Source organism: Larkinella sp. (assembly GCF_965227735.1).
In the GTDB taxonomy this organism is placed as follows: domain Bacteria; phylum Bacteroidota; class Bacteroidia; order Cytophagales; family Spirosomataceae; genus Larkinella.
The window spans coordinates 3240855-3256467 of sequence record NZ_OZ245776.1 but is presented as its reverse complement, the minus strand read 5'-3'; the positions used below and the strand labels follow the sequence as shown (position 1 = coordinate 3256467).

Genomic DNA, 15613 nt, shown 5'->3' with positions numbered 1-15613 from the left:
GATTAGTGACTGAAAGCTAACAATCTTTACCAATGGAAAAAATCAAACGCAATCGTGCGCAGACTTCGCAGAGAATCATCAATGCCCTGGAAGATGTTATCGCTGAAAAAGGCATTGACGGAATCGGAATCAACCGGATTTCTGAAAAAGCGGGTGTCAGCAAAGTACTGATCTACCGCTATTTTGGTGGGTTGGATGGCTTGCTGACGCATTACATCAAAATGGGGCGCTTATTCCCATTACTCAGCCCGGCCACGCTGGAGCAACTGCGCCCGGTTCATGAACATGATTTATCCAAACTCTGGTACAAACAACTCATCCATACCTACCGGTTTTTCCGGCAATTTCCGGCGGCTTTTGAGGTATTGAAAGCAACCGTGGCCGAAACCAGTCCAATGGCTGACGAAGCCAGTGCGGCTTATGATGAAGAGCTGTCGCGTATGGTGGGGCAACTGGCGTACATCAAAGGGGCCGACTACCAGGCGGTTTCGGCCATCATGGCTGGCGCGATGTCGTATCTGACGTTGCTGTCGAAAAATAACCGCACCATCGTTGGCATCAATTTAAGTACCGAAGAGGGCTGGAATCGGGTTGAGGATGCCGTACGAATCATCTATACCGCTCTGAACCGGATGGCCGTCCAATCGGAGAAGGTATCGCTTGAAGTGCATCAAACCGGCATTCCTACTAATTTCTGGTAAAACGTACTAACGGACTAAGTTCGTTGGGACATTACTCTTCCCAGGACGAACGGTAATACGAGCGAATGAACAAAACCGCAGCCGCCACCAAACCGGTGGCGGCCAATCCCCAAACTGGTATGCGATACATTGTCAGGAGAAAGCACCCAATGAGGGGCCAGAAGAGCTGTGACATAAACCGGTCGCGGGGCTGATGGCGGGACAGCAGTGCGGCATATTGCAGGAAAAGCAGACTGAGGCCCCAAAACCACACGCCAACTATCGCCGGAACTGTGACGTCAGCCGGGTGATTTTTAAGTAGCAAAACCGCTTCCGGGCTGATTACCAAAGCAAGGATTCCGGTATAGCGTAGAAACCGGCTGGAAAGAGAGAATGGTAAATTCCGGAGCAGTAGCAACCGCGTTGCTTCAAACCGGTATAGTTCGAAGATCATCCCGGCGTGTAAAACCGCTGACAGCAACATGCCCAACGACAGCAGCCGGATGTCATACTCGTCGGTAGGATACACAGCCAGAACACCAATCGTTACCAGACAGGAGCCAACCTTGGTTAGAAAGAGCGTGGCCGGTTGTTCGCGGAAAAGATAGCGGATAAAAAAGAGGACGTAGGGCGTCGTGAACCGCTGCCGAAGCCAGGCACCAATGTGGCCCGCAAACTGCTCCGGATTGGGATGTCGCAACGCCCGTTCCACAAACGGAAGCGGCAAAACCGACAGCAAAGCAATGAACACCACCAGCTCGACATTGGCAGTTGTTGTGCCCTGCTGATGGCCGACCCAGAGCATAAAACCGCCGTACAAAACAACAGGAGCCAGCAACTGGAGGTGCAGGAAATACAGAATGGCGACCCGTTTGAAAGGCGGAATGAGCCGGAAAAGCTGGAGCAGATCAGTTTTCTGGAAAACCTGCAGGCTGAACCGGATCGTGTGAATCGAATAAATTCCCCAAACCAGGCCGTAAGCAGCCAGAAAGGCCCGGTCGTGCAAGGCGTAGCTCGCCAGTGCGATGTGCTCGGCTGAACTCAGAAATCCGAAGGAAAGCATCATCACGACCAGAAACAGACCGGTATTTTGCAAATAGAATTGCCTGACAATCAGCTTTTCCGGTACGGTCCACAAAGCACTCATAAACCGGCCGGTTGGGAGATGGGTTCCAGCGTCTGATTCTGAACGATCCAGACGGAATCGACCGGCAGTTCAGACGCGTCGACGTCCTGGTGCGATGACAGCAAAAAGCTGATGCCTTGTTCCCGGCTTTGCCGAATGCGGTCAATCACGGCTTTGGTGGTCGCGTGATCGAGGGTAATCAAGGGTTCATCGAGCAAAATCAGGCTGGGTTTTCCCAGAAAGGCCAGCACCAGCGATGTCTTTTTGAGCATCCCGCTCGAATACGTCCCGATGGGGGTTTTGATGAAATCCCGGATTCCAAACAGATCGATCAATTCATCGATTTGTTGCGTCGGCGCTTGTTTGGTTGTGGCCACCCACCGAATCAATTCCCAGGCCGTCAGAAATTGGGGATACAGCGGTTCGGCTTCTCCATAATTGACCCGAAGCCGATAGGCGACCGGTTGCTGCCGAATGTCGTATTTTTCGTCCAGCACCAGATTCCCTTCGAAGGGCAGTAACCCGGCTACCGACCGAAAAAAGGTCGTTTTCCCCGAGCCATTGCGGCCCTTCAGCCAGTGAATGCCCGCAGGAAAATCCGTCTGTGGAATCGCCAGGACCAGCCGGTTGTGGTATTCTTTGCGGAAATTTCGGACGGTGAGCATATCGTCCGGATTACTTCGGTGCCACAGCCACCTCTTTTTTCGAAGCCAGCTTTTCCACCACGTATTCGCCCACCTTCCGACCCTGTGTATTGCCAAGTTCGAGCGCATCCCGGAAGTGAATACCACCGTATAACCGGCTGTAAGAGGCTTCGAGAGCGGCCTCCCGGAACGATTTAAAAGAACGGACGCCGTGGCCGTACGGATTTTCGGTCGAATCGGTGAACGCGATGTTGTCGCCGTAGAGAATGGTTAACACCTCGGCGGCTGCGGCCGAAATGACACTGTGTCCGCTGGTATACTCCGGAAACGGGGGCGTTTGCAAATACGGCGTCCACTTCGGATCGATAAATTTGTTGATGACGGTTTCCGGCCGGATGCGGTTGCTGCGGTATTTTTCGTCCCAGCAACTGATAAAACCGTCGGCAAGCGCAAAGGAGGTCAACGTATAGGCCTGTACGGTTTGGGCAAAACTAGCCTTCTGCTGGCGGGACACCGTGGCTGCGATGGCCAGCCAGTGACCGCCCGGCGTCATTTTTTTGGATGCGTACGAAACGTGACCGGCGACGTTCATCACAAAGGCATTGTCATCCCAGAAAAAAGCAATTTTCCGTTCTTCTTCGGTTTGGCGAAGGCTCATTTGATAGACTTCATCGGCGAGTTTATAAAAAGGACTTCCCTTGGTCATGTTATACGGAACGGCCGGCGGAGGAATAAACTGCGAGCAGGTATCCATCACCCAGCAGCGAATTTGCATCCATTTCGGCTCGGCGGCTTCCATATAGGCCGGGGGCGTTGGTACCCAGGTTCCTTCGGCGTTGGTAACCGTATGCTTGAATCCGCGCGTCTGTTTATACGAATCCTTCCCCGCAAACTCCATGATGTGTTTGGCCACCGCTTCACCATACGCCATCGAACGCTCGATCACTTCCTCGGGAACGCCAATGGCCTTGTATTGCTCGTAAAAGTCTTTTTCAAAACCGTCGAACATGTCCCCGGAAAAGGTCAGATTGCGACCAACCGTCAGAAACGCCCGCGCGCTGGCCAGCGGAAAGCAATATTCCTGACCCGGTTCCGGTTTGGGTGGAGCGGTAAATTTCCGAAGTTTGCCCGCCAGCGATTCATAACCGGGTTGTCCCGGTACCATAGCTTCATAACCCGCCAGATTAGCATACCCATAAATCCGGCTGGCTACCGGTGGTGAGAAAATATCGTGAATAATCACATCGGTCAATTGCTTGACACACTGGTGATAACGCTCCGGTTCAGCGGCTTTGGCATTGTATTCTTCCGGAGTGGCTTTGGGCTGGCAACCGGCAAAACTCCATAGGCCGCCAATCAATAAAACCCACAGAATTCGATTTTTCATGACTAGCTCTAGTCGTTAATGGTACAAGAGGACTACAAATTTACCTTAAAAAAAGTATATCTGATGCACAGATCCTATGATTTCCGTCTCTTCAATGATGGATTATGAATGATGGACGATGAATGAACTGGCGCAAGTAATTCAGCATTCATAATCCATCATTTCTTATGGAACACCTGAATCGTCGTGTCGTTGCGGGCCACCAGCCAGCGCAGCGTCCCCGCTGCCCGAATTGGCTTGATGTCGCGCACTTCGCCGTCGAGCCGAAAACCGCTGGCAACCGGCGAAAGTGCGGCAAACCGTGCGGCATTGCTGGCCGTTTTGCCTTTGTTTTTGAGAACTAACCCGTAGTTGGCATCGTAACGGCCCTGGTAGGTGCTGACGCCATAGAAATTGCCACCCGCCAGAATATCAGGATAGCCGTCGTTGTCGATGTCGTCGGTTCGGAGCGCAAACAGTTTGGAAACCTGCGCCAGCATCGGCAGTGGGTGAACCACAAAACGTCCGTCGCCGGTGTTTTCCAGATAGACCGAGGCAAACTGGTTGACTTCGTATGCTTCGGCTCCGTCCAGTTCTTTTTTCTCAAACAAATCCTCAACCGGTTTTCCGGCGAATGAAGTATAGTTGGTAAACCGTTTGTTGATAATGCCGGGCATCTGTTTGCCCAGTTCATCTTTGAAATTGACGGGATACCAGCCTTTTCCGTCGCGTTGGTAGGCCAGAAGCTGCTCAACGCTGCTGTTGTTGTCAAAATCCTTCACCCACATTTTGAGTCGGGGTTCGGCCTGTTTGATGAATTTGGTGTTCAGGCCCAAATTTCCGGCTACCAGATCCAGATCGCCGTCGCGGTCGAAGTCAGCGGCAGTCAGACACTGCCAGAAACCGCTCAGGGCTGTCTTTTCGTCGGTAATGCGTTGAACCGCTTCCAATTTACCGTTCTGATTGGCGAATATCCGAATGGGCATCCAGTCGCCAGCCACCACCAGATCCAGGTCTTTATCCTGATCATAATCCATCCAAAGGGCATCGGTCACCATCCCGGCTTTGCGGAGTTTGGGGGCAAGCTGGTCGGTTTTGTCCGTAAAATGCCCTTTCCCATCGTTGATCAAAAGATACGAGTTCGGAATCTTCCCGTAGGCAAAAGGAATAACCCGGCCCCCCACAAACAGATCCAGATCGCCATCCTGATCCAGATCGACCGGCCGAACGCAGCTTTTGTTGTCATACATTGGCGGCAATCCATTCGAGCGGGCGAAGTTTCCTTTGCCATCGTTCAGATACAGCCGGTCGAACTGCTCGGGCATTTTCTCGAAAAACTCATTGCCGCCCGAAACAACATACAAATCCAGATCCTTATCGCCATCGGCGTCGAAGAAAACCGCATCCACATCTTCGTACGTCGAATCGGCCCGAAAAGCCGGTTGGCTGCTCGGCAAAAACCGTCCATTGGGTTGCTGAATCTGCAAACTGCCGGCCTGCCATTTGGCACCACCCGCGTAAAAATCGTCTAAACCGTCGCCATTGACATCGCCGACCGCCAGCTTTGGCCCTTCCATCGACACCTTGAAGGGCATCAGCGATTCCCGAACAAAATCAAAATACGTGTTTTCCTGGTGTTGGTACGCCATCGGCGACTGGCTGGTGATGTCTTCAAATAAGGGTTTTGGATCAGGAGCCGTGAACCGGAAACTGCCAACGTCCTGCTGAGCCGCCGATTGCTTCAACGTCAGCGTTTGGTTGGATTTCACGCCAGTCTGAATTTCCATCTTCTGGTTCGGCCAGATCACAATCAGCGAATCAACCGTGGCGGTTTCGCCTAATCCAAACGTCAACACCGGCTCCACGGACGATTGAAAACCGCGTGTCGGCATCAATTGCTGGAGTTGCAGCCCGTTTTTCGTTTTCAATACGACTCTGGCTCCCACGCCAAACGTGTTCGCCGACTCGCCCTGAAGCTTGATTTTTAGATAGGTGTGGGTTGGAAATACCTCATTCGCCTGATTCTGGTAGACCCCCGCCGGATCGTTGATGTCGTTGGTCACCAGGTCCAGATCGCCGTCGTTGTCCAGGTCGGCATACACCGCGCCACTCGAAAATGTCGGTTTTTCGAACCCCCACGCCAGTGATTTATCCGCAAATTTCAGCTCTTTCGACCCCTGATACAGGTAATTATGCACCTTGCCTTCGGGCATCAGCGAAATCGCTTTTTGATCGATGGCTTTGGATGTTTCCATCGCATACCGCAGCGAATCGTCGGACGCATACTTCACGTAGTCGAGGTCGTTGGGCCGCCGGACGATGCCGTTGGAGATGAACAGGTCCTTGATGCCGTCGTTGTCGTAATCGGCCAGCAGGGGCGACCAGCTCCAGTCGGTGGCGGCAATCCCGGCCATCGCCCCAATTTCCATGAATTTCTGGCCCGACTGGCTGATCTGCAAACAGTTGCGGCTATACTGATTCATGTAGCCAAAACTCAGTTTGTAGAGGTAAATGTCCAGCGGATCTTCTCCCAGCGACATTTTTTCGACCCGTTCGTCTTCGGGATACATGTCGAGCGTGACCACATCCGGGTAACCGTCGTTGTTGACATCCGCCACATCGTTCCCCATCGAAAACCGGCTGGCGTGGGCAAATGCTTTCCGGATGCTTTCCGTAAAACCGCCTTTGCCGTTGTTGAGGTAATAATAATCGTCTTCGTGAAAATCGTTGGAAACGTAAATATCTTCCCAGCCGTCGTTGTTCAGATCCGCCACCGAGATGCCCAGGCCGTAGCCCATGGCCGCGCCAAAAATCCCGGCCTGCTCGCTGATATTCGTGAAACGAGCCTTCGGGTTTTTCATACCGTTGCTGATCAATTCATTCCGATATAGGTAGTCGCCCGATTCGTTTTGCCGCAGATTCCGGGTCGTAACGCGATCGTAGCTCCGGGAGGTATGCACGGCGTGGTTGAGCAGATACAGGTCCAGATCGCCGTCGTGGTCGTAGTCGAAGAAAGCCGCCTGGGTCGAGAAACCAGTAAAGTCCAAACCGTATTCGGCGGCTTTCTCGGTAAAGGTGCCGTCCTGATTATTGATATACAGTTCATTGGAGCCTTCGAGCCCTTTAAAGTTTCCGACCGCACACATATAAATGTCCAGCCAGCCATCGCCGTTGACATCCGCCATCGTGACGCCGGTTTGCCAATCTGAAAAGCCCTCCACACCGGCTTTTTTCGTAATGTCTTCAAATTTGAAACTTCCCTTATTCAGATACAACTTGTTTTTCCCCTGATTCGAGACGAAATACAAATCCGTCAGGCCGTCGTTGTTGAGGTCGCCAGCCGCCACACCCGCCCCGTTGTAGAAATACAGGTAGTCGATGATGTTGAACTGGTCCGTATTGCGAACCTGATTGACGAAACCGACGCCCGTCCGGGTCGAATCCAGAACCTGGAACAGCGGTTTTTCTGAAGAAATATTCAGTTGTTTACAGCCCGTAACGAACAGTGTTACGGCCGCAAAAAAGATACTAATTCGTTTCATAGGTTGATTTCTGAACCGGAATTAATCAGAAAAATCAGCTTAATTCCGGTCATAGACTTGCACTTTATCCTTATTTTTCCCCAATACAAATTGCCCCTGCTTCAGCCGCGCGAGCTGCCGGACCTGCCCGTGGACGATGAAGCCGGAAACTGCCGGGTCGAGGGGCTTCCAGACGCCCTTGCCTTTTCCGAGCAGCACCAATCCGTAACTGGCATCATACCGGCCAATTTCCGGCAGAACGTCGTAAAAATTTCCGGTCAGCACCAGATCCATTCGCTTATCGCCATCGACGTCCGCGATTTCAATGCCGCAAACCGGTGAAAACTGCGCTTCTTTTGGCAGCGGCTGAATGGTGAACTTTCCTTTTCCATCGTTCAGCAAAACCGCCGATTCGCCCGTGTATGCCCGTTGCACGACAGCACTTTGCAATTGCTTTTCATCCAGAATCTCGTTCAGTTTCTTGCCCGCGTAATCCGTAAACTTGAGGTATTTTTTCTTGATGCCCGGCATTTCTTTCTGCAAATCCTGCTTCAAGATCATCGGATACAAGGTTCCGGTTTCGTCGGCGCAGTTGATGATTTGCTCCAGGCTGCCATTTTGGTCAAAATCAGCCGTGTAGAGTTCCGCCGGTAGTTGAGGGGTCGCCTTGATCCGGGAATTAAGTCCCAGATTGCCGACCGCGAGATCAACATCCCCATCGCCATCCACATCCCCGGCTTTGACGCAATTCCACCAGCCGGAAGCCGGAGTGGTCGAATCTGCCAGTTTCGGCGTTTCAGAAGTGGCAAGTTTCCCGCGCTGGTTTTGAAAAACCGTAATCGGCATCCAGTCGCCCACGACGATCAGTTCAGGATAACCATCGCCGTTCAGATCGCTCCAGGTTGCATCCGTCACCATGCCCAACTGTTCGGCGTTTGGCAGGTAGCGCCGGGTGTAATTCTTGAAATTGCCGGTGCCGTCGTTGGTCAACAGATAACTCGCCGGATTGAAACCGTATTTTCCCGGAATCAACCGCGTTCCGACAAACAGATCAATGTCGCCGTCGCGGTCATAATCGGCAGCCGCGACGCAGGAGCCACTCGCTTTCAGGTTCGGCAAACGGTCGTCGCGGACAAAACCGCCTTTGCCGTCGTTTAAATACAGCCGGTCGAGCAATTCGCCGGCTTCGGCTTCAAACTCGTTGCTGCCCGAAACGACGTAGAGATCCAGGTCTTTGTCGCCATCGGCATCGAAGAAAACCGCATCGACGGCTTCAATCGTTAAATCCTGTCGCAAAACCGCCGGGGTTTTATCCACAAACCGGCCGTTGGGCTGTTGATAAAACAGGTGATGCGGTTTTCCGAAGGCCCCGCCAAAAAATACATCCTCCAGCCCGTCGCCGTTGACGTCGCCCGTGGCCATCGCCGGGCCTCCGGTCGAGAGCATTTGTTTCAGCAACGGGTCGCGGTTGTAATCCACAAAAGGACTTTCTTCGTGAATATAATTCAGACCGGAAACCGTGGTAATGTCCTGAAAAAGAGCCGGAGGGGGTGTCTTGGTTTTCCAAATGGCAGTAGCTTCCGCTTGTTTTAGCGTGAGAAGTTGATTGGCTTTGGGCTGTCGGATAGTTTGCATCCGGTCGTTCGGCCAGACCACCGTCACGGAGTCGATTGCGTTGTCGGTTCCCAGGCCAAACAGCAGATTCAGATCAACGGAGGACTGAAAACCGCGGTTGGGCATCTGTTGCAACACTTGCATCTGGCCTTTCTGATACAAGAACACCTTCGCACCGATGGCATTGCGGTTTTGGGCCTCACCGACTAGTTTCACCCGCAGGAAGTTGGTTTTCTGGTTCTCGACCGATAAATTTTTGAAAACCGATACCGGCGAGTTGACGTTGTTAACCACCAGATCCAGATCGCCGTCGTTGTCGAGATCGCCGTAAGCCGCGCCATTCGAAAAACCCGGTTCGCCCAATCCCCAGCTGGCGGCCTGGTTGGAAAAGCTCAGGTCGCCATCGTTTCGGAAGGCGTAATTGGGAATGGGTTCGGAGGGGGCTTTATCCAGAAACTCCTTGAAGTTGAAAGCGCGCTGGCGGGCAATCTGGGCCATGTTTTCCCGGTCGGCCAGAAAGTGAATGAAGTCCTGATCGGTCACTTCTTTGGCAATGCCGTTGGCGACAAAAATGTCTTTCCGGCCGTCGTTGTCCATGTCGAAAATCAGGGCGCCCCAACTCCAGTCGGTGGCGTGAACGCCGGAAAACCGGGCAATGTCGCTGAACATCGGAATGGCGGTTTTCCCCGGCTCATTGCCCTGATTCAGGTGCAGCATGTTCTGCATATACTGGTAATGGAAATCCCGCGACAGTTTGATTTCCTGCAAGTCGTAATTCTCGAAAGAGGAATTCTTTTTCAACCGTACATCGTTGCCCGGCAGCATATCCGTCACGAAAATATCCAATCGGCCGTCGTTGTTGATATCGGCCACATCGGCGCCCATCGACGACAGGCTCAGGTGCGGCATGGCGTCTTTCACCGACTCCCGAAAGGTGCCGTCGTGGTTGTTGAGGTAGAGGTAATCCCGTTCGTAAAAATCGTTGGAAATGTAAATGTCCAGCCAGTTGTCGTCGTTCACATCGCCAATGGTGATGCCGAGGCCAAAACCGATCAGGCTACCATAAATCCCGGCTTTCTCGCTGACGTCGGCAAAGCGGGTGCCATCGTTCCGAAACAACTTATGACCGCCGAGCGAATCGCGTTCGGAACGGATGTTGGCATAGCCCAATTTCCCGACGGGCATGAAGCTGTTGTTAAGCAGATACATATCCAGATCGCCGTCGCGGTCGTAGTCGAAAAAAGCCGCGTGGGTCGAAAAACCGTGGTCATTCAGGCCGTAGTCGGCGGCTTTTTCGGTGAAGGTCACCGTACCGTTTTTACCAATCCCGTTGTTGATAAACAGCTCATTGCCCCGGTCGTCGCCGGGGCGAATGCCGGCGTTGCAGACGTACAAATCGAGCCAGCCGTCGCCATTGACATCGGCAAAGGTTGCGCCCGTACTCCAGGCCCGTTTGCCGGCGACACCGGCTTGGGCCGTAATGTCTTCAAATGCCAGCGAAGCGGCACCCGGTTTTCCCTGGTTGAGATACAGGCGGTTTTCGCCCATGTTGGCAATCAGGAAAACGTCCGGAAACCCGTCGTTGTTGACATCGCCGATGGCGACGCCCCCGCCGTTGTAGAAATTCCGGTAATTGAAAATGTTGAAATCCGGATCGTCGACGACCGAATTGGTGAAATTGATGCGGGTTGTTTCCGGCGGTAGTTTTTCAAAAAGCCGCTCTTCCGATGGCGGATCCGCAGCACCACAACCGACAAGAAATCCTACTACTAAAAAGAAAACCAGATAGCGCATGAACCGTAGCGAACTGTCGAATGACGACTTAAAGGTACTCAATAAATTGCTTTTAGCTGGCGGTTTTATCCAGCCAAACACCCTCTGATTTTGCCTCCGAACTCTGCCTTGCACTTTTTGCCCCCGACCCCTAAAGGGGCACGGAACGAATTTTCATCCGGATTGTTCAGCGTCCGTGCCCCTTTAGGGGTCGGGGGCAAAAGGCGCAAGGCAGAGTTCAGAGGCAAAACCGCCCCAAAACCGCAATTGAGCAAAACAGAAAAAGCCCGGAAACCCCGGGCTTTTTACAGGAAAAGGCTTTTCACTAATTGTAACCTGGATTTTGCTTTAAGTTGGGGTTCAGCGAAATCTGATCCCTCGGAATCGGGAACAACTCCCGGTATTTTTCCGAAGCGGGTTTGAAACGCCACGCTTTGGTGAACTGCCCGAACCGGATCAGATCCTGACGGCGGTGGTATTCCCAGGCCAGTTCGCGGCCCCGCTCGGCCAGAATTTCATCCAGCGTGAGTTGAGCGGCTGTGTAGTCGGGAACGCCCGCCCGTTTGCGGATCACGTTGAAATCTGCCAGCGCGTTGGCCGTTCTGCCCAGCCGGAAGTTGGCTTCTCCACGCATCAGATAGACATCACCCAAGCGGAAAATAACGAAATCGTTACTCATGTCATTGGTGGTGTTGTTTTTCTGAATCTCGTATTTCTGGCTCCGGGCTCCGGCCAGCCGACCAGCCGGTCCCGCCGGCATTTCGAAGGCAGGGATGTCCGGCGTAATGACCAGGGGAATACCATCGTCATCCAGCGCTTTTCCACTGGCGTCATACTGCTGACCAACGATCCACATTTTTTTGCGCAAATCCTGCGCCGTGAACGAGTTGTAAAACTCAACCACGGTTGCGTAGCCATTCCAGGGAGAGGCCGGGAGGTTATAGGTCAACTGGTGCTTGTAGTGCAGGGTTGCCATGTGGACATTAAAACCACCCCGTTTCGAGTTATCAAACGGCGTTGCCAGGATAATTTCGGGCGAGTTCTGGTTTTGTACTTTGAAGTTGTCCAGCAAATCAGCCGTCAGGGAAAATTTACCCGACATAATAATGCTATCGCAACGCGTAACGGCATCCGCCCAGCGGGCCGTACCGGTATAGACCTGCGCGTTGAGATACATCTTCGCCAGAATCATGTTCACCACCGGTCTGTTGAAACGGCCATAATAGACACCGCCCACGGTTGAACTCAATTTGGGGTATACCTCCAGCAGCTCTTTCTCAATCCAGGTAAACACCTCGGTCCGGGTTTTCTGAGCCGGTGTTGAGGTTCCCACCTGATCGGCAATGATGACATTACCGAACATATCCATTGCCTTGTAGTGGAAAAAAGCCCGCAGCGCCCGAAGCTCTGCTTTCACGTTTTCGTCCGTAATGGAACCCAGTTGCTGGTTGATGGACGTGATGTTGTTGTAACACCAGGTCCAGGGGCCGTTGAACTGGCCGTTGTCGGTCGTCGGGTCCCAGGTGTGCTGATAAAGCCGTTTCCAGTTATCGCCGTCTTTCCAGTCACCACCCCGGGTTGGAACAATCTGTTCGTCCGTTACCGCGTTCAAACCGGCACTGTTGCCGTAATAATCAGCCAGACCACTGTAGAGCGGACCGATCAGCGCGGCTTGCTGGGCCGCCGTTTGGCCAAACTGGTCGGTCGGAATAACGTCGTAGGTTTTTTCGTCGAGGTTCGTACAGGCCTGGCCTGCCAGCAGCAGAGCCAGGCAAACGCCCCAAACTCGTATGGTTGAATTAAACATTTTCGTAGTAGTTAGTTGATTAACAACGGTCAAAACGTCAGGTTAACACCCAGTTGGAACGAACGGGTTTTGGGATAGATATTGCTAAAATCCATCCCGATGTTGTTGGGTGCCTGGCTTTCGTTCTGCAAATCCGCTTTCACCTGAAGTTCAGGATCGACCCCTTTGTAGCTCGTCAGGGTAAACAGGTTATTCCCACCGAGGTAGACCCGGGCAGCCGACAGGTATTTGCCTCCAGTCCGGATGTTGTACCCGATTTGCCAGTTATCCAGACGGGCATAGGTTCCGTTTTCGAGCCAGTAAGTCGACAGCACATTGGTACCATAATCTTTTGGCAGATCCGCTACGCCGTTCAGCATGTTGGTTTCCAGGATCGATCCCGGAATCATCAGGTTCGAGCGCAGGTTGTTCAGAATTTTGTTGCCAAACGAACCCCGAATCTGGAAGTTCAGGTCGAATCCTTTGTACGTAAACGAGTTGATGAACGAACCGGTCAGGAACGGTTGCGGGTTGCCCTGAGCAATGGGGTTCTGCGTGTTGATTCCTGTAGCCGCATCGGCCTTGCTGACGTCGGTGGTGGGTTGATCGCCCGTACCCGGTTTCAGCAACACCTTGCCGTCGGCGGTGTAATTCACGAACGTCGGAACGTTGTTGAATTCACCCAGCGGACGGCCCGGCCAGAGGTACGAAGCAAATACATCCGACAGACCCCGGCCACCAAAGGCATTGAAACGGATCAGACCGGAGTCGAATTCGTCGCTTTTCAGGTTGACAATCGTGTTTTTGTTATACGCCCCCACGATGCGGGAAGTCCAGCTAAAGTTGTCTTTCTGGATGAGGTCGCCCCCGAACGACAGCTCGATACCCCGGTTCCGCATGGTGCCTACGTTGGCCCAGATGAAGTTGGTGAAGTATTTAACCCCATCGGCTGGCACCGAATACCGGTACAGCATGTCTTTGGTCGTCTTGCTGTAGAACTCCAGCGTACCCGAGAAACGGCCATTCAACAACTGAAAATCCAACCCGGCGTTGGACGTGGTCAGCACTTCCCATTTCAGGTTCGGATTGGCATTCTGGGTAATCCCGTAGCCCGGCAGGAAGTCGGCCACCCCACCATCGTAATACGTGCCTTTCTGGCCATACAACTGGAGCGACTGATACGGTTTCAAGCCTTCCGAGTTCCCGGTTTGTCCCCAGCCCAGGCGCAGCTTCAGGTAGTTCAGGGTGGTCGATTTCGGGAAGAAATCCTCGTTTGTCAGCGTCCAGCCCGCGCCCACCGATGGGAAAAGACCCCATTTGTTGTTGGCCCCAAATTTCGAGCTACCATCGCGCCGTATGGTGGCCGTCAGGTTGTATTTGTCGTTCATGTTCACCGTAGCCCGGGCAAAGAAAGACGCCAGCGTGGTGGCATTCCGGTAGGAGGTCGCGTAGTTGGACGCCGGACTCAGCAACGTACCGGCTCCCAGCCCTAGGTTGTCGTACGACAGCGTGTTGGTCAGAAACTGGGCGTTACGGGCCTGAAAACCGTCATAAATAATGTTCTGGTAAGAATAACCGCCCAGTACATTGAAGTTGCTGTTGTTCTGGCCGAAGGCTTTGGTATACGTCGCGGTCAGTTCCAGCAGTTTGTTGTTGACCTGATCCATCTTCCGGTAGGCTTCGCCATTGGTCGTCTGGAAGGCCTTGATGCTGCGGTCGCGTGAGCGGCTTTCGTCGGTATTCTCGTTCTGGAAAGCGCCGTTGACGCCCAGCGTCAGCCCGTCGATGATCTCGTAGCGCAGGTTGACCCCACCGATCAATAACCGCTTTTGCTGATCGAAACGCTGGTTGTTGAGCATGGCAACGGGGTTGAAGAGGTCGAAACTACCGCCTACTTCGTAATAACCACCCACGTTGTTGGCGCCCGTCGGATCGGTAACGGGCAGGGTGGGCAGGAACGTAACCGCCCGGGCGATGATGGCATCGTCGTTCAGTTTGGAGTTGGTGTTGGTCACCGACAGGTTATACTGGATGTTCAGGCGGTTATCGAGGGCCTTCTGATCCAGGTTGATGCGGGCCGTTACCCGATCAAAACCCGTGTTTTTGATGATCCCGTCGCGGCCAATGTAGTTGAGCGATCCCCGGTAACTGAAGGCCGGTGATCCGCCCGAAATGGCCAGATCGTGGTTGGTCGTCACGCCCGTCCGGGTGATTTCCTTTACCCAGTCGGTGTTGTAGTTGCCCGCTGGAAACCGGATTCGGTCTGCGGTCAGCGCACTGGCCCCCTTGAGCTGCGTAACAGCATCCCGATAGCCCGGGCCATCCAGCAAATCCAACCGGTTCGAGATGGTTTCAACGCCGACATAATTGTTGAACGTGATCGTAGTCTTGCCGGACTTACCGCGTTTGGTCGTCACGATAATGACGCCGTTGGCCGCCCGTGAACCGTAAATAGCGGCTGCGGAAGCATCTTTCAGAACGTCCATCGACTCAATATCGGTCGGAGAAACCGTCTGAATGGGAACGCCGATCACACCATCGACCACATACAGCGGATCGCTGCCACCCGCCAGCGAGGTGTAGCCCCGCAAACGAACGGTCGGTGCCTGGTTGGGGTCACCCGAAGGCATCGTAATCACCAAACCGGCCACTTTGCCCTGAATGGCCTGCAACGGATTCGGAACAATACCGGGGTTGAACTCCTTGGCGGTTACCTGCTGAACCGAGCCGGTCAGGTCTTTGCGCTTGGCCGTACCGTAGCCAACGACGACCACTTCCTCCAGCGATTTGGTGTCGGAAGTCAGAATGGCATCGACAACGGAGCGGTTGCCCACCGCGATTTCCTGGTTTTGCAGCCCAATGAAGCTAAAAACCAGCGTGGCGTTGTCGGGAACATTCGTGAGGGAATACTTTCCTTCGGCATCGGTATTGGTGCCGCGGGTTGTTCCTTTGATCTGAACGGTAACACCCGGTAATGAAACCTTGTCTTCCGATGACGTAACGGTTCCGGTGACCGTCCGCTCCTGAGCAAATGCCTGGCTGAATCCCAGGCAGAGAATGAACGCAAATGATAACAAAAAGGCTGGTAACAAACCCTGTTGTC

Annotated in this window: 8 protein-coding genes; 1 reads left to right on the top strand and 7 read right to left on the bottom strand. The window is 53.3% G+C overall.

Annotated features, from left to right (window positions below):
• The first annotated feature begins 32 nt into the window (after window positions 1–32).
• Entirely contained in the window at window positions 33–701 is a 669-nt protein-coding gene (locus ACO064_RS12425) for a TetR/AcrR family transcriptional regulator (protein ID WP_421827670.1), read from the top strand.
• A gap of 31 nt (window positions 702–732) precedes the next feature.
• Here ACO064_RS12425 and ACO064_RS12420 read toward each other — a convergent pair whose 3' ends face one another.
• The 7 genes from ACO064_RS12420 to ACO064_RS12390 all read right to left on the bottom strand — a co-directional run bounded on the left by ACO064_RS12420 (window position 733) and on the right by ACO064_RS12390 (window position 15587).
• Window positions 733–1827: a hypothetical protein gene (locus tag ACO064_RS12420; RefSeq protein ID WP_421827669.1), complete on the bottom strand. Its 1095-nt coding sequence runs from the start codon at window positions 1825–1827 to the stop codon at window positions 733–735.
• A complete protein-coding gene (locus ACO064_RS12415; protein WP_421827668.1) occupies window positions 1824–2471 on the bottom strand; it encodes an ABC transporter ATP-binding protein in 648 nt (215 codons plus the stop codon). Before ACO064_RS12415 ends, ACO064_RS12420 begins: the two co-directional genes overlap by 4 nt.
• A 10-nt stretch (window positions 2472–2481) precedes the next feature.
• Entirely contained in the window at window positions 2482–3837 is a 1356-nt protein-coding gene (locus ACO064_RS12410; RefSeq protein ID WP_421827667.1) for a vanadium-dependent haloperoxidase, read from the bottom strand.
• A gap of 158 nt (window positions 3838–3995) precedes the next feature.
• Window positions 3996–7358 carry a VCBS repeat-containing protein gene (locus ACO064_RS12405; protein WP_421827666.1) on the bottom strand — a complete coding sequence of 1121 codons (3363 nt, stop codon included), beginning with the start codon at window positions 7356–7358 and terminating at the stop codon, window positions 3996–3998.
• Window positions 7359–7397: 39 nt separating this feature from the next.
• The gene (locus ACO064_RS12400; RefSeq protein WP_421831017.1) at window positions 7398–10745 is read right to left on the bottom strand and encodes a VCBS repeat-containing protein; all 3348 of its coding nucleotides are present in this window, start codon (window positions 10743–10745) and stop codon (window positions 7398–7400) included.
• A gap of 304 nt (window positions 10746–11049) precedes the next feature.
• Window positions 11050–12531 carry a RagB/SusD family nutrient uptake outer membrane protein gene (locus ACO064_RS12395; RefSeq protein WP_421827665.1) on the bottom strand — a complete coding sequence of 494 codons (1482 nt, stop codon included), beginning with the start codon at window positions 12529–12531 and terminating at the stop codon, window positions 11050–11052.
• 29 nt (window positions 12532–12560) lie between these two features.
• A complete protein-coding gene (locus ACO064_RS12390; RefSeq protein WP_421827664.1) occupies window positions 12561–15587 on the bottom strand; it encodes a SusC/RagA family TonB-linked outer membrane protein in 3027 nt (1008 codons plus the stop codon).
• Between the last annotated feature and the right edge of the window lie 26 nt (window positions 15588–15613).